The sequence below is a fragment of the Bartonella sp. MR100HLJHH genome (assembly GCF_042194215.1).
Classification (GTDB): Bacteria; Pseudomonadota; Alphaproteobacteria; order Rhizobiales; family Rhizobiaceae; genus Bartonella; species Bartonella grahamii.
Genome location: NZ_JBHIMR010000005.1, coordinates 71,972 through 97,448 on the forward strand (window position 1 = coordinate 71,972; position 25,477 = coordinate 97,448).

Here is a 25,477-nt window from a genome sequence, read left to right on the forward strand (position 1 = left end):
ATAAGATGATCGTTTTATAATTCAAGGAAGAGAATTTAAGTGTGTTCATTAGGAGGAGCGCGTTTATTTGAGAAATATTGCGTTTTAACGCTACGAAATCGTGTATCAATAGCTGGAATCTTTATTAAAAAGAAATCCAATGTTAGGATTTTTTGAAAGGTTCTCGTAAAAATAGATTCTGTATGGAGTGTTACAAGTTTTTTGTTTTCAGTTGTGGTAACATTCAACTGATTACATTTATTGTGTAAATCAAATCTATTCGTTTTAATGATATTATTGGTGTGTGATTGTTTGATTAAATAAGCACGCGTTCCTAGGTTGCTCGTCAAGAATACACCTAAACTGGATAGAAAAATCCAAGTTGTCAAAGGAAGAAAATCTTCTTTTTTGCAATAGAGGTGCAAAAAACACATGCTAGAGTGCCTTCTTTAATCTTATTGAGTTCAGCTTATTTATTATCCTTTTCTCTTATTATCAGTATTATAGGATAAGGGAAAGCTTTTATAAGATTATTCTACAAAAGTTGAAAATATCTGCTTTATACCATATTAAGGAGGGGGGGGATAAAATCCTTTTTGTGCGCATAAGGTCGATATGTATTCATTTTGTAGAGAAAACATCCACATACTTTTCCTTCTTTTGGGGATTATCTTTGTATTTAATTCTGGTGCATGGGGGAATAGGGGTGCACAAAATACAATTGTCGAACAAACAATAGATTCTTATTCAGTTGATAAAATTATTCAACAACAACAGTTGATTATTGAGACTCTTGAAGAAAATAGTGAAACTTTAAAAAGAGATTTTGACAGAAAGTCAGAAGATGATCGTTCTTTAGAAGAATTGCGGTTACGTGCACAAGATATCAGTGAACGTGCTATTGAAGCAGCATTTGTTTTGCGTCCTCCTCTTAATGAGATTAATACACTTCTTGATCAATTAACAGAGCTTCATCGTGACGTAAAAAAAATGAAAAGCTCAGTGAAAGAATATTCTTACTTGATAGAGCAAAAAGCTAAAATTAACAGTATCATGCTTCGTTTTGAAGAAATTTTCTTAGCGGCAAATAGAATAGCTGAACTTTCTATTTCTCAATCTCGGGAGCTTTTTAAACGCACGCTTACGTATAGGCTTGAGTTTTCGATTCCGATGGTTAAACAGCTCGCCCAAAAAACAAAAGAGGCTTCATCAGATTTTCTTTTGTTGTTAAATTATTGGTGGAATTTTGTATTTTATTTCAAGTTGTTACAACTATTTCTTTCCTTTTTAATTCCACTTTTTATCACTTTGGGTCTTTCGTATTTTTCTCGAAAAGTTCTTGTTCATGTGTATTGCCACTTTAGGAAGTCTAATGAGGAAATATCTTATTTACAACGCTTATTGATCGCCTTTATTTCAGTTCTCTTACCTTCGCTTATATGTACTCTTTGCGTTTATCTTGTGTTGTTTTTGTTTCGTAGTTTTAACTTAGATCTAGGTAAGCTTACAACAGTTTTTGATATGATAGGTTGTCAGATTATTTTAGTATTTTTAATCAATCGCTTAGCAATTGTTCTTTTATCTTCGAATATGCCCCATGCGCGTCTTCTCAGTATTGCACCATCGTCTGCTTATCAATTAGTGATTTTACTCACTTCTTTAGCGGGTGTGTTGGCATTTGATGCTGTTCTTGATAGTATTTATCAAATCATTTCAGCGCCTCTATCTTTGACAATTGCTAAAAGTTTTATTGCTGTTTTTCTTGTAGCGATATTGCTGTTTATAATATCATTTGTACCTTTGCGATTTAGACGTAAGCGTTTTCAAGGAGAAAAAAAAGAACCATATTTTTGGCCATTTTATATACGCATTCCTCTTATTGGCTTGGGGTTACTGCTCTTTGTGTTGAATCTTTTAGGTTATGTTGGTCTTGCACGTTTTATTATGCAGCAAATTATGATTGGTGGAGCATTTTTAGTTCTCATGTATTTAGGAATACAAAGCGCTCAAGCACTTGGAACTAAAGGCCAATTTATGAAAACAACGGTTGGTCATCTTTTGATGCAGAGGTTTCATTTAGAAGAAAAAACGATGAATCAATTGGGAGTTTTTGTGAGCGTTTTTCTCAATTTATTTGTTGTTGTATTTTGTACAATGCCAATTGCTGTACAGTTTGGATTTTCCTATTCTGATTTGAAAGCAGTATTATGGCAATTGGTTACCGGTTTTCAGATTGGAAATATTACTCTTTCTTTGATTTCTATTGTAACAGGAATTATTTCTTTTTGTGTTTGCTGGTTTCTTATTCGCCGATTTATTGGTTGGTTAGATAGTGTGGTGTTGGTTCATGGAGAGTTCGATTCTGGTATACGTAATTCTATCAAAACAGTGATAAGTTATGGAGGCGTTGTTGTGTCTGCTTTGACGGGATTGTCAATGGCAGGTTTGGATCTTAGAAATTTCGCTCTTATTGCTGGAGGACTTTCACTTGGTATAGGTTTTGGTTTACAGAATATTGTCCAAAACTTTGTCTCTGGACTTATTATTTTAGTTGGAAGACCATTTAAAATAGGAGACTATATAGAATCTGGATCAGTAGGTGGTGTTGTTAAGCGTATTAGTGTGCGTGCAACGGAACTTGAGACCATTCAGCGTAAGACGATTATCATTCCCAATTCAAGCCTTATTAATAACAACGTTAGTAATTGGACTAGACGTAATAAAGTAGGACGAATTGATATACCAGTTACTGTATCATCTAAGGTTGCTCCAGAGCATGTTGCTGAAATTTTGTTGGAGATTGCTTTTGCGACAGAAGGCGTTTTAAAAAATCCTACCCCGCAGGTGAGTTTTACAGCATTTGATCATAAGAGTTTTTCCTTTAATTTAGCTATTTATGTGCCTAATATTACCTCACCTTCTCATGTAACCAATGCTCTTCGATTTGTCTTATATAAGCGTTTTGCTGAGGAAGGAATCTTAGAATGCTGAAATATATTTATGCTTTGATTATAGTTATTCTGTTGAATATTTTTACCATAACAGCTTTTGCCGCAACAGTGAAGAATACAGATTTAAAGGTACAATCTCTCGTTGTTATCGAGGGAAGTATACCTTCAAAAGTTTCTTTAAATACTCATCAAACAATTACAATTTGTATGAAGGGATGTTTTATAACTTTTCCTAATAAAGACCGTTTTGCAATAAAGGCAGATGATAATATAGAAATCAGTCGGGGAAGAGCAGTTTTTAAATAAAATGATTGAGAATTTTTATTTGGAGACAAGATTTAGAAGGATAATGATATTGTCGTATTAATAATCTCATCCTTTAGAAAATGGTAGAAAAAAGGTATGATTTTAGTATAAAATGGGTGTATTTTTTAATACTATGTAGAATCTACAGTATGCATTTTGGATATAAGAATATTGAGGTATTTATAATATTTTTAATGAATATCGATTTTTTAAAAAATAGTTACATCACTTTTAGAATTTTTCTCACGAAAAAAGGTGTAAAATATACTATTTTGTGATTTTTTTTGCGTTTGTTTTGATACACAATGTTTTATATTTCATCATTTAAAAAATATAATAAGTATTTTTATTAAATATTTATTATTTGGAGTATTAATTATTCTAATATTTTAAAATTTATTTGATAATATTAAATTTTGATGTAAAGATATATTAATCTAGTGATAGATTTAAATGTAACTATAAAGGAGTACATGTGATTTTGCAGCATAAGAATTTATAAAACTTTGTTTTTCTAAATGTGATTTTTGATTATATTTAAATTTAGCAATGGGGTATAATTTTATGAATACAAAATTTATAACAGCATCTGTTTTTTCTTTAATTTCACCTTCTATAGTACAGGCTGCAGATGTGGTGGCTCATGAAGAGCCAGTACATGTTGCCTCAGAAGTTGTTGCTTCTTCACCTTTTTCTTGGGCAGGTATTTATTTCGGGGGGCAAGTGGGTGGCTTTTCAAGTAAGACTTCTGCGATAACGCGTGATGTTGATATTCCTCTCTATCCTGATGAAGAGAGTAAAAGTAAACCATGGATACCCGTCGAGAAACAGTATATGCCTGAGCTTTCTGGATTTATAGGTGGTTTTTATGCGGGTGTTAATTTTGATCTCGGTAATAATTTTATTGTGGGGATTGATACGGATATTCTTTTAACGGAAAAAAAGGATACAAAAACAAGATTTCAGGCTGATGAATCGAGTGTTGGTGGCCCTGGCACTGGTGGATCGGGTACTGAAGGATCGGGTACTGAAGGATCGGGTACTGAAGGATCGGGTACTGAGGGATCGGGTACTGAAGGAGCGGGTACTGAAGGAGCGGGTACTGAAGGAGCGGGTACTGAAGGAGCGGGTACTGAAGGAGCGGGTACTGAAGGAAAAAGTCGAAAAAGGGCAAAACTTGTCAGTAGACAGGGTAGAGGATTGTCTCGCTCTGTTGCAGAGGATAAAGACAGTTTAACTTTTAATCATACGTTAAAACAAAAATGGACAGGTGCTACACGGGTGCGTGTTGGGTTTTCTGCGGGGCGTGTGATGCCTTATATTGCTGGTGGTATTGCTTATGGACAGTTTCAAGATATTTTGTCGACAGTAATTACGGGAGGTGAGCCCTTTAATAGGACATCGGATGCAACAAAAACGATGATTGGTTATACTCTCGGCGGTGGTGTTGATTTTGCAATGACAGATCATCTTGTTGTGCGTGCGGAATATCGTTACTCAGATTTTGGTAAAAAGAAATTTAAAGACGAGATTGAAGTTAAGTATAAGACGAATGATTTTCGCGCAGGAATAGCTTACAAATTCTAGTTGTGTAGGATAAAGGAGCTTAAATTTAAGAGGTCCTATCTCTTTGATAGGGCCTTTATTTTTTAATGTTATGCATTGTAAATGCTATTTTATGGTGAAGAAAGGGTCTTTGATTTTGAGTGATGATGAGGAGATAAGAAAGAATTATTTAAATTCTTAATTGTTAAGAATGAAAATTCTTTGGTTCACAAGGTATAGTTGAAATATTTATTTGCAAAGAAGGAATGATTCGTTTTTTGCATTATTACGTTATCGCATGATAATATCATTATAGCGTTAAAAAAGTAAACTTAAAGATCATTTTTCTATCTAAACAATTAGAAGATAAAGAAAATTCACATAGAGTGATGCGGATGGTGTGCACGTTTATGCACCAATTTTTTCCTTTAGAATTCTCTACAATATCACCTGATAGCGCGGTTTATCTTTTTTCTATTTAATAACTAATTGTTTTTATTTTATTTATTAAATTTTCTTTTTATATAATCTTGGTATCAGATGAAAGTGCTCCAAGCGCGATTCAAAAGGTGGCTTTTAAAAGGTGGTTCGAAAAATAAGAACATGTGATAGACTATTAGTCTTATCTGTAAAAAATCTATCTAAAGGCAAATATGCTGACAGAGCTGGTTTATGGCTTATAAAAATTGCATCAGATCAAGGATGATGGATTTTTAGGTTTGACCTCAATAAAAGACGACGAGAAACGGGGTTAGGCTTTTGTAGCAATGTATCTTTAAAAGAAGCACGGTTCAAGGCTTCAGCTTGTTATGACTTTTGGGATCAAGGAATTGACCCAATTCACCAAAAACAAAAGAAAATTTGCGTCGGGCAAGGGGGTGTTTCTTTACGAGAAATTGCCTCCAGTGCTTTTGAAGCGAAAAAAAACGAATTGAAAAATGAAGAAAAAGCAGCAAGGTAGTTAACATCTCTTGAGTTATATGTTTTTCCTAAATTTGGTGATATGCCAATCACTGAACTGACGCAAGTCGATATAAAAGGATGCATTTCTCCTATTTGGAAGACAAAAAATGAAATAGAAAGTAAAGCTCTATCCCGCGTGAATATAGCTATAAAACATGCGGTGGCACTTAGTATAGATGTGGATATGCAATTGATACCAAAAGCAAAAGCTTTATTAGGAAAGTTTATTCAAAATACCCAAAATATTCCAGCAATGCCATGGAAAGAAGTACCTAAGTTTTTTCAATCTTTAAATGATGAGCTTGTATCAAATCTAGCCTTAAAACTTCTTATTTTGACGGGTGTTCGTTCTATGCCAATCAGGCATATTCGGTCAGAAGAAATTTATGGATCAATATGAATTATTCCAAAAGAAAATATGAAGGGGATTGTTGGAAAGGTTTCTGATTTTCGTGTGCTGCTTACAACTGAAGCGCTTGCTGTTATTGAAACAGCAAAAAAAAATAGAAAAAATGGTTTTTTATTTGCTGGGAGTTCTGGAAAGCCTATATCTGATATAACACTTTCTAAATTTATGAAAGACAAAGGTTTTGATTATAGACCTCATGGTGTTTGTTCAAGCTTACGGGGCTGGATAGCAGAAACAACGTCAACACCGTTTGAGATTGCAGAATCTGTTCTTGCGCATTCAGTTGGGAATTCAGTGACGAAAGCCTATATGCGAACAGACTTTTTAGCGCAACGGCGTGTTCTTTTAGAGCAGTAGGCTAGCTTTATATCGGGAGTGGTTTGACAAAATATTCAAAATCATTAAATCAGAAATATAATCGCTATTGCTTTATCGTAATGGCAATCCTAAAGCTTCAAAGAGTCGTTGATATCTTTTTTCAGTATCAGCTATGAGTTTATCAAATGAAATCACTTCTATATAGGACTCGTATCTTTTGTGATAACCAAAATATCCCATATGATCACCCGCTTCTGTTAAATCCCAACGTTTGCAACACTCTTGTATTTTTTCAGTTAGATCACAGATGACATAACAGTAACCAGGAACTTTTCCGTTCAAATTTATTGGACGCCCCTTTGGGGTACGTACTTCACCTTCACGAATTTTTTCTAAATAAGTAAAGACCTGCTCAATAGGATCTTTGTCGGTACCAGATTCTGCATCATTTCTCATTGGACGCTTTATTTCCACTATAGTAAGAGACGCCAAAGTAGGAGATGTTGAATTCTCTTTATTGTCTGATACTAATAGAGGAGTACAATAGGTAGAATTGTCATATACTTCTAAACTACATATATCAGGTCTTTCCTTATCCGTAGACCCTGTAAAAGGGACTCTATTTAATGGAAGATCAGAAGCTAAATAATCATGAAATGCTAATTTTTCATCAATCAACCATAAATTACAATTATTCATAGCAACAGAGTCAGAATCGCACTTCATGGGCACTATGAGTTGATGAATAACATTTCTTTAACATATCTTTCTTTGCCATCATCTGTAGAAAGAGAATTTAAAGATTCTTTCAAAAGCTCTATAATAGTCTTTCTATGGCATAAGTAATTAGCCAAATCGGACTTTTTAAGATCACCGACAGCGTTTACATATTTATTAATTCTTGCAGCGTACCGCTCTGGATTTTCTTCTTGTTGAACTGCTAAAACATTATGACCTTCTTCTAAAATTTCATTTTCTACTCTAGCAAGACATTCATGCAAATGTAGTTCCAATTTTTTATCATTTATTTTAGGTGAAATCATATAGTCATTGTCAGTCAAATAGTTTAGGAGTGGACGATAGCGTGGTACTTTATGTGTGAACTTTTCAACTATCTCCTTACTGTTTTGAATGTTTTGCTTTAATTCTACAGCTAAATATTTTTGAATTCTTTCATAAATGGCTTGTCGCATTATCGGAAATGATATTTTTTTCCTTCAAATAAATCTTCTTGTTTATCTTCAACATTTTCTTCAATATCAAAGCCTATTCTTTCAGAACGTACTCTTTCATCTAAAAAAAGAGAGCTTACATAACAAGAGTAGATAAATTCACCTATATCATCTTGCAGTTTTGATTGCATACCCGGAATTTTCTCAGATAACTTTTCTTTTGTAATAGCTCTATTGCCTGCACAAAAACATAAAGCCTGATTTTCTAAAGGTAAGGATCTAAATTTAATATGCATAATAGAAAAATTATAATTTTCTATTTTTATTTTTTCATTTAAAACGGCTCCATGCATGCATTGTTCATATAGATCATTCAATAATATCTTTTCTGTGTCATCTTCAATAGTTATGAAAGGGAAACCACCAATCCTTGCAAAATACCAGAGACAATGTTCTAAGAGTGCTTTTGCGATAGATTGTAGTTTTTTAGGAATACGATTTTTATATTTTTGGTTTAGACCTGTTAACTCAACAATAGTTTCTCTCTTCGTACAATTATCTTGAAATTCGTCTAATTCTTTTATACCTGCAACAGCATCAAATAAAAATGTGCGCCCTTTTAATCCTCTATCTGTTTCATAAATACTCCTGATTTTTATATTATCAAAAGCTTTAAGCCATAAAAGTCGTCCTATACCATGGCAACCTTTATCTCTTTTATGATCTGAGTCTAAAGTTTCAAATGATTGAAAATTATGATCATTAAAGCCTGTACCATTGTCGATCACTTTAAAACCTACAATTTCTGTCTCATTTAGTTTTTCTGTATCTTTGTCAAGTGGTAGTAAAGGTCAGATCGTATGATTGAAATTATAATGTGACTTGAGGAAAAATCATTTCCTATTTCTTCAATGGAATGAATAGAATTTACAACTGCTTCAAAAAGAGGCAGTAGAGCATGATTTTCTGGTAAAGATGTATTTCTTACGCGGCCACTTAAATTTGTTTTCATTATCCATCCTGATCTATAAAAGACAAGAAATTGTGTTGTTTTACGGAGATTTGACTTCCTCTTCATTCTTAAAGGATTAAAATTTCGAAACTGTTCATATCAAATATAGTTTATTAGAAGCTTTAAATTCATGAAATAATTAATTCAAAGATTAATTATTTGAAATCCACTGTTTTAAATGTGCGAAGATATTGTCTATCGCATCCATAAGGCGTGCAAAATCAAGGACCAACAAAAAGATAAAAAACGCTATCCATTTCATCAAGCGAGACATCATTTTCACACTTTTGTAGGTCATGATGATTTCTTGAAGTATTTCTTTTTCTGCTTCTGTAAGCTCTATATCGTCTTGTGTTTTTTTTCTAGCCATGTTTCCACCCACACACGCGTTCACCTAGATTATTGTGCTTTAAGATTTCTCTTGCTAAGTTTGAACTGATGGCGTTCAGATCTTGCCGGCTTAAATAAATTGGCAACCAGCCAACATAAGAAGAAACATATTTATTTGTCGCGCAACCAGTCAGAGAGAGCAGCACGCACATCAGCATCACTTTTTTGATTAACTTCACTTTCCACCTCCAGACGTGTTGTGGCTGCTTTTAAAGCTTTTTCCGTTTGCTTTTGCTGTTCACTCTTTTTACCAAGGGTAAAAGCTCTTGCTAAAATCATAAAAAAAGCGGCTAAAGCCGCGCCTGTTAGCATCAGATTTCTTTTATCCATAAGATCATAGACGGTGCTCCTGAAAGCGTTTAGCAACAAAGAAAATACCAGCACATGCGGCTAAAACCATGATGGTTGCCAAAGCCCATTGGATGGGGCCATTGCCTGCTAACAAGCCGCCAAGACCTGAAAAAGAGCCAATAATCGGTGCAAGAGCTTCTGCTTTGAAAACCCCCGTTGGTGCTTGCGTTTCTACTGTTTGATGATTGGAGGAAACATAAGCCCCTTTAGCCCATAAGCCTGTTTCTGCCGCACGCCGGTGTGCTAGATCTTCAAGACGCTTTCCGCCTGCTTTGGTCCATTTCTGTAGTTCTGCAGGGACAGCTTCATATTCACCTTGATTGAGCTTTTTTAACAGTGTCGAGTTACAAAAGGCTCCTGTTCCTACATTATAGCAAAAAGACACTAACGCCGCGAATTGTTCATCCGTTAATGAAACTGTAACAGCGCGTTCAACGACATTTTCAAATTGTCTTAAATCTTGGCAAAGAAGTTCTTCTGCTTGCTTTTCAGTGATTGTCATGCCTTCGTAAATAAAAGGTTTTCCAGCACTGTTTGTATGTCCATAACCTATTGTCCACACCCCAATGGCATCTTTATAGGCGTTCAAACGCAAACCTTCCCATTGTTTGATAAGTGCTAGTCCTTCTGATGATATTTTCGCATATGCTTCTTCATAAAAAAAGCTTCGCAAAAAGCAGAGCTGGATTAAAAAATTGACATCTTTCTCATTCGAAAGGATGGCTTGTTAAAACCTATGTAGCTTTTTCACTGGAACAAAATAATGTATTTGACAGTATTTATTCTGTATCTGATAAGACACAACTATTTACAGTGTACAAAACAAAATACTTTATGAAATTGCTAGATTATTTAAAAGATGAGATTGCGCAAGCACATGTTGTTACATGGATTGCAAGAATAGAAACAGGATTTCTTGGTAACGCAAAATTCTTTCGTGGAATTGGAGAATTAAAAATAAATCGCGGACTAGGCTATCGTGTTTATTTTTTCAAACAAGGAAAAGAGATTATTTTGTTACTTAATGGCGGCGATAAATCTACTCAGCAAAAAGATATTGAAAAAGCTCTTCAATTAGTAAAGGAAATAAAAAATGGAAATCACCAAGTTTGATACAAGGGAATATTTCAAAACGCCTGAGACTCAGAAAATTCTTTTACAAGATGCTCTTGAAAGCAAGGATAGCAAGTATCTTGCGCATGCTCTTGGCATAATAGTGAAAAATCAAGGAATGAGTAAAATCGCTCAAAATACAGGGTTATCAAGAGAGTCTCTTTATCGTTCTTTAAGCGACAAGGGTGACCCACGACTTTCTACTTTTCTCAGTGTTTTGAGTGCTTTAAATTTGCAGATTAGCTTAACGTCTATCCAAAATAATTGTAAGGAACAAGCGGCTTTAGAAGAAGCAGCTTGATCTGCTTCCCACTTTTAAAGATGGGGGAAGGAAGGTACTTAAGCAACCTTTTTAATGAGGGGCTCTACATCTGGTTTATAACCTATCATGTATCCTCTTTATCCATATGGATGACGCTTTCACTCACGTCACTCATGTAGTTTTTTTGATATTGCGGTCGACAGCCTATAGATGCCCGCGCAAAATGGCGTCATTGATCATATCCTCGGTTCTCACCACCGATAAGAAAGCAAATTTTATATCGCCTGAAAGAGTGCGATTGCCCCAAAGACGATAACCGTTTTCGCGGATAATTGTTGTGATGGTTTGTTCATTGTTGGAACTGCGCGTCCAATTGATTTTTCCATCACGATTCACCTTTACAAAAGGAGCTTATTGGAGAAGACGGTTTAATTGAAGTCAAATGTCCACAATCAACGACCCATCTTCGTTTTTTGTGTATGACGAAATCAAGCCTGAATATCACGCGCAGATGCAATTCCAAATGGTATGCACAGGACGCAAATGGTGTGATTTCATTAGCTATAATCCAAACTTTGTAGGTAAATCTACTGGTTTGAGAATGAAAATCAAACGCATCCTCCGTGATGAGAAACACATTGAAGAGATCAATAAAACTGTTGAAACCTTCTTAGCGGAAATAGAACAAGAGATGCAAAAGATTTTAACAAAAGCTGCTTAAACCTATGGGGGTTCTTCCCCCAACACCCCCGCCCATTTGTATAACATAAAAAAGAGAAAGGTAATGAGATGATATTTGATGATGGAGATAGATATGTAACAACCCGTGAATGTGCAAAGCTTTTTAGTGTATCCACAACCACGATTTGTAATTGGGTACTTCAAAGGGGTATTTCCAGAACTATATAAGCTAGGTAGAGCAGTGAGGTGGACGAAAGAAAGAAGATCTTAACCGTCACTCCAAAGAAAAATAAGGAGCAAATAGGAGTAAATTAGGTAAAGTTGTATAAACCGTAGAAGGCGGTTCAAAAGGTGGTCTTAAAATGGTTATTTAAAGAAAAAATCTATGTATTTCAATACATTAAATATGAAAATGGTGCCCAAAAGAGGACTCGAACCTCCACGCCTTGCGGCACAGGTACCTGAAACCTGCGCGTCTACCAATTCCGCCATCTGGGCTCATAAAATTGATCTAAGCGTATGAAGCAATTCTGTCAATGAAATTATAGAATTTATTTTTTTGCTTAAAACGATTGAATTAAATTTTTTGGGAGATCATGATTTTAGAAGTTTAAGGTGTGAGAACTGTCTTTGATAAAATTGTTGAATCCGGATTAAATGTATAAATAATAGGAATGCCGGTCGCTAATTCTTGAGATATAATTTCCTCACCGGAGAGACCTTCAAGCGCCATAATAAGAGCACGAAGAGAGTTTCCATGCGCTGCGATCAAAACAGTTTGGGAGCGCAAAATATGAGGCTGGATATGGTAAAGATAATAAGGCCAGATGCGCGCACCGGTGTCGCGTAGGCTTTCTCCATTCGGAGGCGCAATCGTATAAGAGCGGCGCCACATTTGCACTTGCTCTTGCCCCCATTGTTGGCGTACTTCATCTTTATTTAAACCAGAAAGATCACCATAATTACGTTCATTTAATGCGGGATTTTTTATCACTTCTAAATCTGATTGTCCCATTTGCTCTAAAATGTACTGAGCCGTTTTTTGAGCACGCTGTAAGGCAGATGTATAAGCGATATCAAACTTCAAACCATATTCTTTCAGTTTTTTTCCTGCTGCTATCGCTTCTGCATGACCTTTTTCTGTTAAATCGGGATCTTTCCAACCGGTAAAAAGGTTTTTGAGATTCCATTCACTTTGTCCATGACGAATTAGTACAAGTATGCGTTCCATTATGAATTGCCTCTATTCTATTGATTGTTTAAAATTCATCGTTCAATCCCAAAACATCGAGCATGGAATAAAGACCGTTTTCATGATTTTTTGCCCACAAAGCTGCTTTTAATGCGCCATTGGCAAAGATAGAGCGTTCTTGCGCTGTATGTGAAAGAATAATGCGCTCATGGGAACCGGCAAAAATGACACTGTGTTCTCCAACAACTGTTCCACCACGTGAACAAGAAAAGCCAATGGAGCCTTTTTCGCGTTTACCTATATGACCATTGCGTTCGTTGACACGCACATTTTTAAGCATAACATTGCGCCCTTCAGCTGCTGCTTGGCCAAGAAGAAGGGCTGTTCCAGAAGGGGCGTCAACTTTGTTCGCGTGATGCATTTCATAAACTTCGATATCAAAATCATCGGCGCCTAATGCTTTAGCGGCTTTCTTTACAAGGTTGGCCAAAAGATTTATTCCAAGGCTCATATTTCCGGATTTGACAATTGTTGTATATTTCGCAAAATCTGCAATTTTTTCTTCTTCTGTTTTGCTAAATCCTGTGGTGCCAATAATATGGACAAGGCTTTTTTGAGCAGCGTAGTTAGCATAAAGAATACTGGCTTCTGGTTGAGAAAAATCTAAAATACCTTCTGTGTTAGAAAAGGCATTTTCAGGATCGTCAGTAATGCCAATTCCAAGAAAATCTGAACCAATTAAGGCACTGGCATCTTTTCCTACAAACGGTGAGCCTTTGCGTACAAGAACAGCACAAAGCTCTACATCTCTCCTCTGTTGTATTGCTGTAATGAGTTCACGTCCCATTCTTCCATTTGCACCAACAACTGTAAGGCGCATTCTTATCTCCTTATGACACTTCACTGTGCAGTATAGGCAAATTCTTGCCTTCTTTCCAATGGTTCTTTTTCTTTATAGGAAAAAATTTTTCCTGCTTTAATTTATCTTCTTGTGCTGTAAAACACTGTTGTTTAGAGAAAGTAATATAAGATCTACAAATTTAAATAGAGATGTTTTTCGTTAGAGTGTGTGATGAATATTCCTAAATAAGGTTTGCTTATGAAACCTAATGAAGATTGTGTATTACTTCACGTTTTTGTTTCTTTCGTTCTTTAAGGGGAGGGGCGTTCTTCATGCAAAACAAGATCTCCCAAACAAATACACTTATGTTGTCAATTCATGCGCTTGTCTTAAAGAAATATTTCTCAATACTTCTAAACTATTTTATGATAGTGCTCGTGAGTGGTATCACGAGAGAGTATCCATGAATAATATAAAATCTATTCTGCGCCACTATCTTTATGCTTCATAAAAGAGAAAATTAGCACTACCGTATGTTTTGTTAGCCTTTAATGTTTTAACAATCCTTGGCACTTAGGCATTTCCATTCTTTTCTTTAATATTTTTTCACGAACCAATTCCATGTGTGACGCATAAGCAAGCGATTTTGATTGTTTCAAATTTGATGAAGGTAATGAGAAAAAGGTATTTGGAATTGATGATTCAAGTTAAAAAAAAACGATTATTTATCGTTGTACATCAATAGGTTACACATAAATAAAATCACGTAAAAGAGGTGTAGAAATAAGGGGACAACAAGAAGTTGGATTGTTTACACACGAGAGTTTGTCGGATTCTTTATCTTTTAGGAAAGTCAGTTGAAAAAATTGTTATGTTGTAAAAACGCATGATGAGGCTTTGTTTATTATAGAGCAAAGAGTATATATGTTATGCAATGCGTTTTTTCATATATTGGGGAGAATGGAGGATAACATGCGTTAAGTATTGTTATTTCATTTTCCTAGCTTCCAGTGATGCTACAGCTCTTATATTTAAAGAGAGTCTTTAAAATCCTTTCTTATTATTCCTATGCTAATCTTTTTTGTGACACGTCAAGAAAGTGATTTTTTCATGCATTATAAGGGGGGATAAAATAAGAAAATATTATGGGGGGGCTTATTCTCTGTTTAATATGATTCTAAATCAATGTATTATCGTATTGTTTATACGCATGCATAAAAATTCATAAGCCTATAAATATCCTTTAGATAAAATATCGTTTTTACTTTTGTTTGTGGGAGAAGGCTAGAAATCAAGATCTGCATAGTGAGCACTTGCAACAATTCCGCGGACGCGATCTGTTAAAAGAGAACGAAAAGAAGGGCGTGATTTAATTCTCATATACCAGTCTTTGGCAGCAGGAGATTGTTCCCAGTCAATTTCCCCTAGAAAGTCAAGTACAGAAATAGAGGCTGCTGCTGCTAGGTCTGCATAGGACAAGGCAGAACCGACTAAGCTATCGCGAGAGGCACAGAGCCAGTTGAGATAGTTCATATGTGGTAAAATATTGGCACGTGCATTGCGTAAAATTTGTGAATTAGGAGCACCACCACCAATGGCAAGTGGCATTTCACGTTTATGGATTCGTTCTCGTACGATATGGCGCGTTGCTTCATTTTCGAATTTATTTAAGAACCAGTCATTGAGACGGCGTACTTCCGCACGATCTAAAGGATTTTCCGGAAAGAGCTTATTGTCTTGTCGTAAACTTCCATGTGTTTCGTCTAAATATTCGCAGATAACAAGAGGACCTGATAATGGAACCTCGTGTTCATCGAGAAAAACAGGAACATGACCAGCGGGATTGAGGGCTAGAAATTCGTGTCTTCTTGCCCATTCATATTCTTCAATCAGTTGAGTGGTTACACCATATTCCCCAAGAATGAGGCGTATGAAGCGCGAGGCAGCGGATAGGGGAGAGTGAAAAAGTGTCAGCATAATTTACACTATCAAATAGAGTTGATGAGAATTCTTTCAAGTAATCATTTTTATAAAGATGCTTGACTAGAAGTACAAGATCATTAGCAGCTGCTAGTAATTATAATTAATAAATTGTTAATAATAGCAATTGTTCTTTTATGCGATGGTTTGCAAAATGGCAGCACGTAATTCTTCTAAACCGAGAGCTTTTTCTGAAGAGGTTACAAGAAGCTCAGGATAAGCTGCCGGACGTTTGAGAAGCTTTGTTTGTGTGCTCATAATTAATTTTTCCAAGGCATTTGATTTGATTTTATCGCTTTTTGTCAAAACAATTTGATAAGAAACGGCTGCTTTATCAAGGAGAGCAAGAACATCTTCATCATTATTTTTGATTCCGTGCCGTGAATCAATTAAAATATATACACGTTTTAATGTTGTGCGCCCCCGTAAATAGCTAAAAATCAAATTTGTCCACGCATCAACCAGATTTTTAGGAGCAGCAGCGAAACCATAACCAGGCATATCTACTAATGCTAGAGGGGGAAGATCTCCTAGCTGCCCACTGAAGCCATCGGGAACAAAATAATTAAGCTCTTGAGTCCGTCCTGGTGTATTTGAGGTGCGTGCTAAGCTTTTTTGTTGGACGAGTGCGTTTATTAAAGATGATTTTCCAACATTGGAACGTCCTGCAAATGCAATTTCTGGTGGTCCTTCAGGGGGAAGAAAGCGTATCGCTGGTACACCACGAATAAAAATCCAATTGCGAGAAAAAATTCCAGAAAGGGAAGAATTTCTTGTCATTTATGCACTTCTTTTTTGGGTGATCTTCTCCACATGGCTTTCAGATTATCAAAAAGCTCAATTTTCACTCCTTGGCGCTTCATCATGATACCTTGCTGAATGATTGATAATATATTGTTCCATGCCCAATAGATGACGAGACCAACAGGGAAAGAGGCGAGCATAAAAGTAAAGACAACAGGCATCCATGTGAATATCATCGCTTGGGTTTGGTCTTGAGGAGCGGGATTCATACGCATTTGTAAAAACATCGTTATTCCCATAATCAAAGGCCATGCACCAATCATAAGAAATGTTGGCGTTGTATACGGTAAGAGACCAAACAAGTTAAAAAGAGAAGTTGGATCAGGTGCCGCTAAATCTTTAATCCAGCCAAAGAAAGGGGCATGGCGCATTTCAATGGTTATATAGAGAACTTTATAAAGAGCAAAGAATATTGGGAATTGAACCAACATTGGCCAACAACCTGCAAGGGGATTAATTTTTTCGGTTTTATATAGTTCTATTATTGCTTGTTGTTGCTTGGTTCGATCATCGGGATATTTTTCTTTTATTTCTAGCAACCGCGGTTGTAGAAGCTTCATGCGTGCCATAGATTTGTAAGATTTATTGGCTAGAGGAAAAAGAAGAGTTTTTAAGAGCACTGTGACAAGAAGGATGGCTATACCAAAATTTCCTGTTTGTTTATAAAGAATATCAATGAGAGAAAACATTGGTTTGGTAATGAAATCAAACCAGCCCCAATCAATTAAAAGAGCAAATTTTTTGATTTTTAGGTCATTTTGATAGTTATTAATAATTTCAACTTGTTTTGCACCAGCAAAAAGACGATTTGTAATAGTTTTTGTTTCATTTGGGGCAATCGTTAAAAGCGATCCTAGCAAGTCAGACTGATAATGCGTTTGCAAACGATCAAAATAAATAAAACGGCTTGTATATTCTTTATTTTGCGGGGGAATAACTGCTACAGCCCAATATTTATCGGTAATACCAATCCAACCTCCTGTTACTTTTGAGAAAGTCATGCTCTTTTGCCCATTATCAGGATTCGGGTCAAGCTCTGCTAAGGTTTTATATTTTTCAGTTTTGAGCGAATCTCCTGCAATACCTATCATACCTTCATGAAGTAAATAGGTTGCATTTGTATGTTCTGGTGGTGCTGCACGTGCAACGCGGGCATAGGACGAGAGATATATTGGTTGATCACTTTCATTGCTGATAGAATCTTCAATGGTAAACATGAAATGATCATCAACAGAAAGAATACGCCGGAAGATCTGTCCTTGTCCATTATTATAAATTAAAGTGATGGGTGTTGAAGGAGTCAGGATTGTATTGTTTCCCTCTATTTGCCATTGTGTATCCGATTGTGGCAAAGCTTTTGCTGGTAAAGATGCACTTGCAAAACCAAATTCAGCAAGGTAGGTCGTTTTGAAACCCTTAGGATTCAGCAAATCGATTTCCGGTGATTTTTTATCGACTGTTAAACGATATTTTTTGAGGTGAAGATCATCAAATTGTGCACCAACAAGATTAATAGAGCCTTCCAGTTCATTGGTTTTGATCGCAATACGCTTTGTTTTGGCCAATACAGCTTTCCGGATCTCAGGTGTCATTGGCTGTTCGATGATAGATGTTGCTTGATGCGTTGAGGTATCGTCAGAAAAATTCGTCGTGGTAGTAGAAAGGGTTGATTGTTGTTTTGACAATTGCTGTGTGATGACTTGTTGTTTTTGTAACTTTGCTTGTTTGGGAGCAACATGAAGAAATTGCCATGCGATGAGCACTACGAAAGATAAGCCAATAGCGATAAAGAAATTGCGGTTATATTCCATCCGTACACCCTTGTTGTTGTTGCTGATGTTTTATTTTTGGTTTTATTCGCCGATTTAATTCACTAATTAAGGATGTAAAAGGCGCATGTAACGCATCACGATATGCTACAATGACATAGTCTGTTCCTGCTTCCATGTGGTTTGTTACACCAACTCTTACGGCTTCACGCAAGCGCCTTTTGATACGATTACGCTTCACAGCATTACCGTTTTTACGAGTAACAGTGAAGCCTACACGTGCAACAAGAGAATCTTTTCTTTCTGTTGTTTGTTCACGAGATTTAACTTCGAGCAAAAATAAAGGACCACGCCGCTTTTCTCCTGTACGGACAGCCAAAAAGTCTGCTCTTTTGCGAATACGGCAGGGATGTTTTTTCTTCATAAAAGAACATTTCGCAATTTCACTAAATGCCTGCAAGCAGGCATTAGAGGTTCATAACAAAAGTTTCACAACGAAGAAACGGTGAGCAATCCTCAACGGTTGTGAAAATTTAAATGGTTAAGCAGAGAGCCGCTTACGTCCACGAGCACGTCTTGCAGCAATAACTTTACGTCCTCCAGCTGTAGCCATGCGTGCACGAAACCCATGGCGGCGTTTACGGACAAGTTTAGAGGGTTGGTAAGTACGTTTCATTTATTTAAATACCGCGGAGTGCGGCCCTTCTTAATCTTCGTTTTATGAGCAGTTATGCGCGAGATGAACGATTTTATCCTATCATACGGCTGTTAACCCATAAGGAAAAATATAAAAAAAGTCAATCTTAGATTGTTTTTCTCTTAGATTGTTTTTCTCGCTCTTGAAAGAATACAAAACACCTTATAATTGTCTGTGATACTTTTTTACGATATTGTAAGAGTGTCAGAAATAACGATTGAGTCTATAGAAAATAAATGACTAGGGCGTTAAAGAATTAAAGAAAGTGTGACTGATTATTGTATACTCAATTTAAAGTATCCTTTAATATTAAAATTTTTATCAGAACATTCATTAAAGTGGTTGTAGACAAACACGATTGATAGGATTTTATAGCAGATTTTATGTTTGAGATTCTTTATTTAAGGATGGTTTCATATTTTTAAAGAGAAAAGATATAAGTAATTTATACTTTATAATTTTGAGTAAAGTAGAAAATTATCAGGTGATGAACCTGTAAGTATTTTTCGTTCTTATGCTTATATTTGCTGGTATTTTTATAGAGAGGAAAGAACGTGGATTCTATTACAAGTGAGGCTGTCCGCAACGTATTACGTAAAATTAAAGGACCAGATCTTGAAAGTGATATTGTGTCGTTGGGGCTTCTTTCAGAAATATTGATTGCTGATGGTAAGGTTTTTTTTTCCATTACAGTTCCTGATGGAGGTGTGCAAGAATGGGAATCATTGCGTCGTTCTGCTGAAAAGATGGTATGTGCTTTGGAGGGAGTGGAATCTGTTGTTATCACACTTACAGCAGAAAAAACAACAAAGGCAGCACCTAGACGGAGAGCAAATCTCTTACCTATCAAAATGCCCATAGAAGGTGTGCGGCATGTGATTGCTGTTGCTTCTGGAAAAGGAGGGGTCGGAAAATCTACGATGGCAATAAATATCGCCTTAGCTTTACAAGATTCTGGTTTCAAGACGGGGGTGATGGATGCTGATATTTATGGTCCATCTTTGCCGCGTTTGACAGGACTTGTTAATCAAAAACCACAGCTCATTGGAGAAAAAAAGATTCAACCTCTTGAAAAATTCGGACTTAAATTGATGTCGATGGGATTTTTGGTTGAGGAAGAAAAGCCGGTAGTATGGCGTGGTCCTATGGTTATGGCAGCGGTAACGCAATTGTTACGAGACGTTTTATGGGGACCTCTGGACGTTTTAGTCGTTGATATGCCGCCCGGTACAGGGGATGCACAACTAACGCTTGCACAACAGGTACAATTAACAGGTGCGTTAGTTGTCTCTACGCCCCAAGATCTTGCTTTAGTGGATGCGCGTAAAGCAATAGAAATGTTCATGAAAGTCAATGTTCCTATTTTAGGAATTATTGAGAATATGAGTTATTTTATCGCTCCTGATACGGGAAAACGCTATGATATTTTTGGCTATGGTGGTGCACGGGCAGAAGCGGAACGTCGAGAAGTCCCTTTCTTAGCGGAAATACCGCTTGATGCAGCTTTACGATTTTCTTCAGATGAGGGGATCCCTATTTTTGTTGCTAAGCCTAGTAAAGAGCATACTAAACTGTATCGTAAAATTGTTGATCAAATAAAAAATCAACTCTTTTAAATGGATATTTGTTTGAGAAAGTTTATTAAAACACAATCATGGAAGACGTAAAAATAGTTGCTTCTTTGTAAGGGGAGGTTTTAATGTGTGAGTGGAGTATATAGGTTAAATAAACAAAAAATTATTCATGCGTTTGGATAACCTGAAGGGGACCCAAATTAGAAGAGATAGAGCCATGAGGTAGAAAAAAATATTGGTATTGAGGATAAAAGAAGAAGACAGAAAATAAAAATAATTTAGAAAAATTGTAAAAGGTTGTAAAAAATATTTTAAAAATCAATTCTTTTCATAAGATGGTATCTTTTTCAGGTGTAAAAAGCATTTTTCGATATGAGTTTTCTTGATATAAATCTTCAACATTTAGCTCTTTCTTATTGAGATGATAAAAAAATGTTGGTCAAGTCTTTTTAGAAGCATTCATTTTTTGCAAAGTAGCCTCAAGAGCCGTTGTTAAAGCATTCCTTCCCCCTTGATGAGAAAAGTAATTTGACAAAAATTCATTTGTTCCACCCTTTGTTGAAAACTCTTTTTCAAGCAGTGCAAAATCGAGAAATGCAGAACGATTCGTTGCTATAATTTTACGCATTTCATCCGTAAGATTTCCAAACATCATGGTAAGGAATTCTGCTGATTGCTGTTTTTTTAACCCCTGTGTTATAAACCACTGATGGGCTGTTTCTATAAAATTAAAATATACTCCCATCAGAGAACCAGCTGTCATAAAAAGATTAAATTGCTCTTCCTTATCCAGCACCAATGTGCCCCCCAATGCATCAAATAAAGTGCGTAAAAAGGGATGATCGGGATAGACTGGTGTCAAATTTTTGCATTCTGCAACAAAAGGTAATGGAACAGCACGATAAACTTTATGATTAATCCACTCTTCTATTTCTGCTGCTTTTGCCATAGCAAGTACGGAAATAACCAGCTGTTCTGGACGAAAATGAAGAGAGCGCAAAACGCCTTCTGCAATTTGGTTGGGCAAGCAAAGAAAAACACAATCACTAATATCGAGCAACGCTTGGTTATTTTCAGCAATTATAACTTTATCATAAGTGTTTGAAAGGCGCTCTGCTGTTTGTGCATTGCGAGGTGAAACAATAATGGAAGAAACATCAAAGGTGCTTGTCATGAGTCCATTCACCATTGAAGCACTGATTGTACCCGTTCCCAAAAAGCCAAGTTTCATTTCTATTTCTCAGTTTTATATTTTAAAAGGAATCTCAATCAACATTTCAGGTGTTTTAACTAACATAAGCGCTAATTGAAGAGGCAACACATATCATAGCAAGAATAATCAAGCCCAAATAGATTTTTGGTTTGTCAAAGAGAACGGCAAAAGCAGAAAACCAACCAACAACAGCTGCGGCTAATGCAAATAAAAAACCTGGTTTATTCATAAGTACAATATGCATTGCCATTAAACCACCAATAATCAGCGCTCCAAAAACAATGAGTAAACCTGTTGCAAACTTTTCATAATCATCCATATTTCACTCCTTATAGCGCTCAAACGGTTACACACTTTTTAACGCATATGCACATAAAAACGAAATGTTTTTTATTGAGTATGGTTAAAATGGGGGCTGCCTCTTATTGATTAGATGTAAAAAATGCAGGGATATGCTGTGGCCAACGCCAAGGTAAAATTGCAATCAAATCAAAGCGTACAGATAAAAGGGCATAATCTTTTTGCCGTGCGAGCCAAATATCGGCTGCTGCCTCAATTCGCTTTTCATTCATTCGGGAAACCGCTTCCATTGCTTCAGCCAACGTTGAACGTGCTTTAACTTCAACAATTAACACAAGATTTCCACGTCGTGCAATTAAATCAATTTCCCCACATTTTGTTTTAAAACGCATTTCGGCAATGTGAAACCCTTTACAACGTAGCCACCAAGCTGCCAATTTTTCTGCACGGATCCCTCGATAAAAAGACTTTTGTCTGCGTTTTTTTTGTATCATCTTACGCATTTTTTAAAAAAACTAACCGCTGAAAAAGTTCCTGCTTTTTAAAACCGGTCTCTTTTGCAACCAAAGCTGCTGCTTGAGCAGCAGAATGTGTCTGCGCGCGTTCTAATAGCATTTCATCAATTTCTTGATCACTTATCACATTTAAAGAAGAGGATGATTCTCCAACAAGCACAACAATTTCCCCACGAATATGTGCTTGTTTTCTGTAATTTTCCAACAAATTCCCTAAATTGGAAACATCTACTGTTTCAAACTTCTTTGTTAATTCACGACAAATGGCAGCAGGTCGATCAGCCGAAAAAAGAGTGACCATATCCTGTAAAGTTTCAACAAGACGATGCGGTGATTCATAAAAAATTAAAGTTGCTGGAATCTCTTTTAATTGTTCCAACCGTTTTCTGCGCTGTAGCTTGCGTGCACTCAAAAAACCTGCAAAAAAAAAGCTATCAGTAGGAAGCCCTGTCGGTATAAGAGCGGCTAAAAGAGCGGATGCTCCAGGAATAGGAATAATTTTATGACCAGCTTTACGGGCTTCTTCCACCAATCGAAATCCGGGATCAGAAATAAGTGGTGTTCCCGCATCTGAAACAAGCGCTACTGTTTTGTTTTCTGCTAAAGCCGCTAAGAGCTTCGGACCCGCTTTTTGCGCATTATATTCATGATAGAGAAAAGTTTTTTTTTGAATACCGTAACGTTCCAACAAAATACGTGTTACCCGTGTATCCTCACACGCTAAAATATCAATTCTTGCAAGCACTTGCAAAGCACGAAGCGTAATATCTGCAAGATTTCCGATAGGCGTTGCCACAAGATAAAGCCCTGATTCTATAACGGGTGCAGAATAAGCATGCGCACCTATAAAATATGCTTTTTCACACATGCTCTTTTCTTTTCATCAAATTTCCCTCACCACAAGAGTTTTATCCATACCCATAAGCCATTTGGGCTCATTTTTATCAGCGCATTTTTTTATCATTATAAAGGCTTACCTTACTCGAATAATCGATTACACTACAATAAGATAATCTCATATTTAACGTCTTAATCTAACATTATTATCTATTTTGATCCGCGTTATCTTTTTTAGTAAAACAAATTCCAGATGTAACCAATATTCTATCAGCTCCACGATTTTCTATAAAGTTTTTCCTTCGAGAACCAAAAAACAATTTTACCTATGCCACCATCTCACGCTTGGCTGTGCTCTTTTAAAAGCTAAGCTTTTTAGACTATTTCCATAACGCCTATCTTTCAAATATTCTATTGATATCCAAACTGTTTTTCTGAGCAAATGTAAACAGCCTGTTTTGAAACATAAACAGCTAATTGTATTGTTATTGATCAAATATAAGCCCTTATCAGAAAAATATTTCATTTTTTCATATTCTCTACAGCTTTAACAGTATAATAAGTACCTTAGAAACGTTTAAGGCTAATTGTATATTTCAATTTTAGGAGAATGAACAATGATTATACATTGGGGCATTACATATTGGGATAGAAGGGGCCCTCATTGCCTTGCGGACAGGTCCAAGTGATATTTTGGTTCGGATCTTTGATATCGCATGTTTTACAATGTATGCAATTTGAAGCGTTGATAATATAAGTCAGATGATCATTATACTCTAGCCACTCGTAGACAGCGGCGGGGCAATAGTGTGTGGAAGGTGCCCCATAGATTGCATATTCGGAGTCTTTTTGTTTTCTTAATGAGGCTATTTTTAAATGGCAAGGTTGATTTTCTTCATGGTGCGTATTGGAAAGGGCAACACTTGAAAGGCGATCAAAGGTTACAACACCATCTGGTTTTGGGTAAGCAATGGGTTGAAATTTTTTTGCTGGTTCAAGATATGCATAATCTTCCTTTTTGTGGGGGAGTGTTTTAAATAAGGAAAATCCGAACAGCTGTTGCCACCACATATCAAAACCGGCAAGTTTAATTCCATATTTTGTCCCATATTGTGCCCAGAGCGGTTTGGCATTTCGCACTTTATAAAGATCTTTGCCAATGGGACCTTTTCGCCACTGTTCTTCGATTTCTTTAACCTCATCATGGGCACGTCCTTGCGTGAGAGCGGTAGCGATTTTATCGGCAGCTAATATGCCAGATAAGATGGCATTGTGTGAGCCTTTGATACGAGGAACATTGACAAAGCCAGCAGAGCAGCCAATAAGTGCTCCACCAGGAAAGGTGAGTTTTGGTACAGATTGCCAACCTCCTTCGCTGATAACACGTGCACCATAGGAAAGACGTTTTGCACCTTTGAAGATTTCATAGAGTTTTGGATGTGTTTTAAAACGTTGAAATTCTTCAAAAGGAGAAAGATAAGGATTTTTGTAATCTAAGTGCACAACAAAACCGACAGAAATGACATTGTTTTCTTGGTGATAAAGAAAGCCACCACCACCGGTATTATTGTCTAAGGGCCAACCAGTGAAATGTTGCACTAAACCGCGTTGGTGTTTATGGGGATCAATTTCCCAGAGTTCTTTGAGTCCAAGACCAAATTTTTGTGGTTCACGATTTTTGCTAAGGTTGAAATGTTTTATCAGTTGTTTTGCAATTGAGCCGCGTGCTCCTTCCGCAATCAGAGTATATTTTGCCAATAACGCCATACCAGGCATATAATTTTTTCCAGGGGTTCCATCTTTGTTAAGCCCCATATCACCGGTGAGAACACCAATGATAGCTCCGTTATCTTTTTGGATAATGGGCTCTGTTGCTGCAAAACCAGGATAGATTTCAACACCCAACGCTTCAGCTTTTTTGCTTAGCCAGCGGCAGACGCTCCCAAGCGAAACGATATAACATCCGTTATTTGATAAGATTCTGGGATGCAAAATATTGGGCAATAGTGTCGCTTTTTGAGGCTTTAGAAAAAAAAATTGGTCCTGGATGACAGGGGTTGTGAAGGGATGGTCGTTGTCATTTCTCCATTCTGGTAAGAGTGTATCGATACCAATGGGGTCAACAACTGCGCCCGAGAGAATATGTGCACCAACTTCGGTCCCTTTTTCAACAATTGTAACAGAAAGCTCAGGATTAATTTGTTTAAAGCGAATTGCGGCAGAAAGCCCTGCAGGTCCTGCTCCGACAATGACTATGTCAAACTCCATACTTTCACGTTGGTCATGCGGAAATGCATTCATAA

General features: G+C 36.4%; 24 protein-coding genes, 1 tRNA gene and 5 pseudogenes. 9 read left to right on the forward strand and 21 right to left on the reverse strand.

The window, feature by feature from the left end; translation table 11 throughout:
• Window positions 1–35 precede the first annotated feature (35 nt).
• Complete coding sequence (locus ACFIJ7_RS04240) at window positions 36–413, reverse strand: hypothetical protein (RefSeq protein WP_375629096.1); 378 nt, start codon at window positions 411–413, stop codon at window positions 36–38.
• Between the two features lie 181 nt (window positions 414–594).
• On the opposite strand from ACFIJ7_RS04240, the gene ACFIJ7_RS04245 reads away from it, so the two are divergent.
• The 4 genes and pseudogenes from ACFIJ7_RS04245 (at window position 595) to ACFIJ7_RS04260 (ending at window position 6,510) form a co-directional block, all read left to right on the forward strand.
• Window positions 595–2,970 carry a mechanosensitive ion channel domain-containing protein gene (locus tag ACFIJ7_RS04245; RefSeq protein ID WP_375644681.1) on the forward strand — a complete coding sequence of 792 codons (2,376 nt, stop codon included), beginning with the start codon at window positions 595–597 and terminating at the stop codon, window positions 2,968–2,970.
• Window positions 2,964–3,236: a hypothetical protein gene (locus ACFIJ7_RS04250; RefSeq protein ID WP_375644682.1), complete on the forward strand. Its 273-nt coding sequence runs from the start codon at window positions 2,964–2,966 to the stop codon at window positions 3,234–3,236. The genes ACFIJ7_RS04245 and ACFIJ7_RS04250 overlap by 7 nt, the downstream gene beginning before the upstream one ends.
• A gap of 564 nt (window positions 3,237–3,800) precedes the next feature.
• Window positions 3,801–4,823: an outer membrane protein gene (locus tag ACFIJ7_RS04255; protein ID WP_375644683.1), complete on the forward strand. Its 1,023-nt coding sequence runs from the start codon at window positions 3,801–3,803 to the stop codon at window positions 4,821–4,823.
• Between the two features lie 667 nt (window positions 4,824–5,490).
• A pseudogene (locus tag ACFIJ7_RS04260) lies at window positions 5,491–6,510 on the forward strand (tyrosine-type recombinase/integrase).
• Between the two features lie 72 nt (window positions 6,511–6,582).
• Here the strand turns inward: ACFIJ7_RS04260 and ACFIJ7_RS04265 are convergent.
• The 6 genes and pseudogenes from ACFIJ7_RS04265 to ACFIJ7_RS04290 form a co-directional block, all read right to left on the reverse strand.
• Entirely contained in the window at window positions 6,583–7,197 is a 615-nt protein-coding gene (locus ACFIJ7_RS04265) for a hypothetical protein (RefSeq protein ID WP_375644684.1), read from the reverse strand.
• 5 nt (window positions 7,198–7,202) lie between these two features.
• Window positions 7,203–7,664 carry a hypothetical protein gene (locus ACFIJ7_RS04270; protein ID WP_375644685.1) on the reverse strand — a complete coding sequence of 154 codons (462 nt, stop codon included), beginning with the start codon at window positions 7,662–7,664 and terminating at the stop codon, window positions 7,203–7,205.
• Entirely contained in the window at window positions 7,664–8,431 is a 768-nt protein-coding gene (locus ACFIJ7_RS04275) for a hypothetical protein (protein ID WP_375644686.1), read from the reverse strand. Before ACFIJ7_RS04275 ends, ACFIJ7_RS04270 begins: the two co-directional genes overlap by 1 nt.
• A 375-nt stretch (window positions 8,432–8,806) precedes the next feature.
• Window positions 8,807–9,025 (reverse strand): hypothetical protein, encoded by a 219-nt coding sequence (locus tag ACFIJ7_RS04280; protein WP_375644687.1) that lies wholly within the window; start codon window positions 9,023–9,025, stop codon window positions 8,807–8,809.
• A gap of 131 nt (window positions 9,026–9,156) precedes the next feature.
• Window positions 9,157–9,383, reverse strand: a pseudogene (locus ACFIJ7_RS04285) (hypothetical protein).
• Complete coding sequence (locus ACFIJ7_RS04290; protein WP_375644688.1) at window positions 9,380–10,069, reverse strand: lysozyme; 690 nt, start codon at window positions 10,067–10,069, stop codon at window positions 9,380–9,382. Before ACFIJ7_RS04290 ends, ACFIJ7_RS04285 begins: the two are co-directional and overlap by 4 nt.
• 104 nt (window positions 10,070–10,173) lie before the next feature.
• On the opposite strand from ACFIJ7_RS04290, the gene ACFIJ7_RS04295 reads away from it, so the two are divergent.
• A complete protein-coding gene (locus tag ACFIJ7_RS04295) occupies window positions 10,174–10,509 on the forward strand; it encodes a type II toxin-antitoxin system RelE/ParE family toxin (protein ID WP_372440016.1) in 336 nt (111 codons plus the stop codon).
• Complete coding sequence (locus tag ACFIJ7_RS04300) at window positions 10,490–10,810, forward strand: addiction module antidote protein (protein WP_012755081.1); 321 nt, start codon at window positions 10,490–10,492, stop codon at window positions 10,808–10,810. The genes ACFIJ7_RS04295 and ACFIJ7_RS04300 overlap by 20 nt, the downstream gene beginning before the upstream one ends.
• A 168-nt stretch (window positions 10,811–10,978) precedes the next feature.
• Here ACFIJ7_RS04300 and ACFIJ7_RS04305 read toward each other — a convergent pair.
• Window positions 10,979–11,125 (reverse strand): annotated as a pseudogene (locus ACFIJ7_RS04305) (phage tail protein); the annotation flags it as partial.
• Window positions 11,126–11,181: 56 nt separating this feature from the next.
• Here ACFIJ7_RS04305 and ACFIJ7_RS04310 point away from each other — a divergent pair.
• Window positions 11,182–11,492, forward strand: a pseudogene (locus ACFIJ7_RS04310) (YqaJ viral recombinase family protein); the annotation flags it as partial.
• A 68-nt stretch (window positions 11,493–11,560) separates the two neighbouring features.
• Window positions 11,561–11,767, forward strand: a pseudogene (locus ACFIJ7_RS04315) (helix-turn-helix transcriptional regulator).
• 98 nt (window positions 11,768–11,865) lie between these two features.
• Here ACFIJ7_RS04315 and ACFIJ7_RS04320 read toward each other — a convergent pair.
• The 8 genes from ACFIJ7_RS04320 to rpmH all read right to left on the reverse strand — a co-directional run bounded on the left by ACFIJ7_RS04320 (window position 11,866) and on the right by rpmH (window position 18,714).
• A tRNA-Leu gene (locus ACFIJ7_RS04320) sits at window positions 11,866–11,950 on the reverse strand.
• Between the two features lie 112 nt (window positions 11,951–12,062).
• Window positions 12,063–12,683: a 2,3-bisphosphoglycerate-dependent phosphoglycerate mutase gene (locus ACFIJ7_RS04325; RefSeq protein ID WP_375636317.1), complete on the reverse strand. Its 621-nt coding sequence runs from the start codon at window positions 12,681–12,683 to the stop codon at window positions 12,063–12,065.
• A gap of 28 nt (window positions 12,684–12,711) precedes the next feature.
• Window positions 12,712–13,524, reverse strand: coding sequence for a 4-hydroxy-tetrahydrodipicolinate reductase (dapB, locus tag ACFIJ7_RS04330; protein WP_375636318.1), 813 nt, complete (start codon window positions 13,522–13,524; stop codon window positions 12,712–12,714).
• 1,245 nt (window positions 13,525–14,769) lie between these two features.
• Window positions 14,770–15,462 carry a glutathione S-transferase family protein gene (locus ACFIJ7_RS04335; protein ID WP_208439566.1) on the reverse strand — a complete coding sequence of 231 codons (693 nt, stop codon included), beginning with the start codon at window positions 15,460–15,462 and terminating at the stop codon, window positions 14,770–14,772.
• Between the two features lie 138 nt (window positions 15,463–15,600).
• Window positions 15,601–16,245, reverse strand: coding sequence for a ribosome biogenesis GTP-binding protein YihA/YsxC (gene yihA, locus ACFIJ7_RS04340; protein WP_375644689.1), 645 nt, complete (start codon window positions 16,243–16,245; stop codon window positions 15,601–15,603).
• Window positions 16,242–18,080, reverse strand: coding sequence for a membrane protein insertase YidC (gene yidC, locus ACFIJ7_RS04345; protein WP_375644690.1), 1,839 nt, complete (start codon window positions 18,078–18,080; stop codon window positions 16,242–16,244). The genes yihA and yidC overlap by 4 nt, the downstream gene beginning before the upstream one ends.
• On the reverse strand, window positions 18,070–18,462 hold the full coding sequence (gene rnpA / locus ACFIJ7_RS04350) for a ribonuclease P protein component (RefSeq protein WP_015856278.1): 393 nt from the start codon (window positions 18,460–18,462) through the stop codon (window positions 18,070–18,072). Before rnpA ends, yidC begins: the two co-directional genes overlap by 11 nt.
• Before the next feature lie 117 nt (window positions 18,463–18,579).
• The gene (gene rpmH / locus ACFIJ7_RS04355) at window positions 18,580–18,714 is read right to left on the reverse strand and encodes a 50S ribosomal protein L34 (RefSeq protein ID WP_005864709.1); all 135 of its coding nucleotides are present in this window, start codon (window positions 18,712–18,714) and stop codon (window positions 18,580–18,582) included.
• 575 nt (window positions 18,715–19,289) lie between these two features.
• Between rpmH and ACFIJ7_RS04360 the strand changes: the two genes are divergently transcribed.
• Window positions 19,290–20,351 (forward strand): Mrp/NBP35 family ATP-binding protein, encoded by a 1,062-nt coding sequence (locus tag ACFIJ7_RS04360; protein ID WP_375644692.1) that lies wholly within the window; start codon window positions 19,290–19,292, stop codon window positions 20,349–20,351.
• Between the two features lie 397 nt (window positions 20,352–20,748).
• Here the strand turns inward: ACFIJ7_RS04360 and ACFIJ7_RS04365 are convergent, their stop codons facing one another.
• The 5 genes from ACFIJ7_RS04365 to ACFIJ7_RS04385 form a co-directional block, all read right to left on the reverse strand.
• Window positions 20,749–21,540 carry a pyrroline-5-carboxylate reductase gene (locus ACFIJ7_RS04365; RefSeq protein WP_375636324.1) on the reverse strand — a complete coding sequence of 264 codons (792 nt, stop codon included), beginning with the start codon at window positions 21,538–21,540 and terminating at the stop codon, window positions 20,749–20,751.
• Between the two features lie 55 nt (window positions 21,541–21,595).
• A complete protein-coding gene (locus tag ACFIJ7_RS04370) occupies window positions 21,596–21,841 on the reverse strand; it encodes a hypothetical protein (protein ID WP_015856281.1) in 246 nt (81 codons plus the stop codon).
• A gap of 103 nt (window positions 21,842–21,944) precedes the next feature.
• Window positions 21,945–22,313 carry a YraN family protein gene (locus ACFIJ7_RS04375; protein WP_375636343.1) on the reverse strand — a complete coding sequence of 123 codons (369 nt, stop codon included), beginning with the start codon at window positions 22,311–22,313 and terminating at the stop codon, window positions 21,945–21,947.
• Window positions 22,314–22,317: 4 nt separating this feature from the next.
• Window positions 22,318–23,205, reverse strand: coding sequence for a 16S rRNA (cytidine(1402)-2'-O)-methyltransferase (gene rsmI / locus ACFIJ7_RS04380; RefSeq protein ID WP_375636326.1), 888 nt, complete (start codon window positions 23,203–23,205; stop codon window positions 22,318–22,320).
• Window positions 23,206–23,810: 605 nt separating this feature from the next.
• The gene (locus ACFIJ7_RS04385) at window positions 23,811–25,475 is read right to left on the reverse strand and encodes a 4Fe-4S dicluster domain-containing protein (protein ID WP_375644693.1); all 1,665 of its coding nucleotides are present in this window, start codon (window positions 25,473–25,475) and stop codon (window positions 23,811–23,813) included.
• Window positions 25,476–25,477 lie beyond the last annotated feature (2 nt).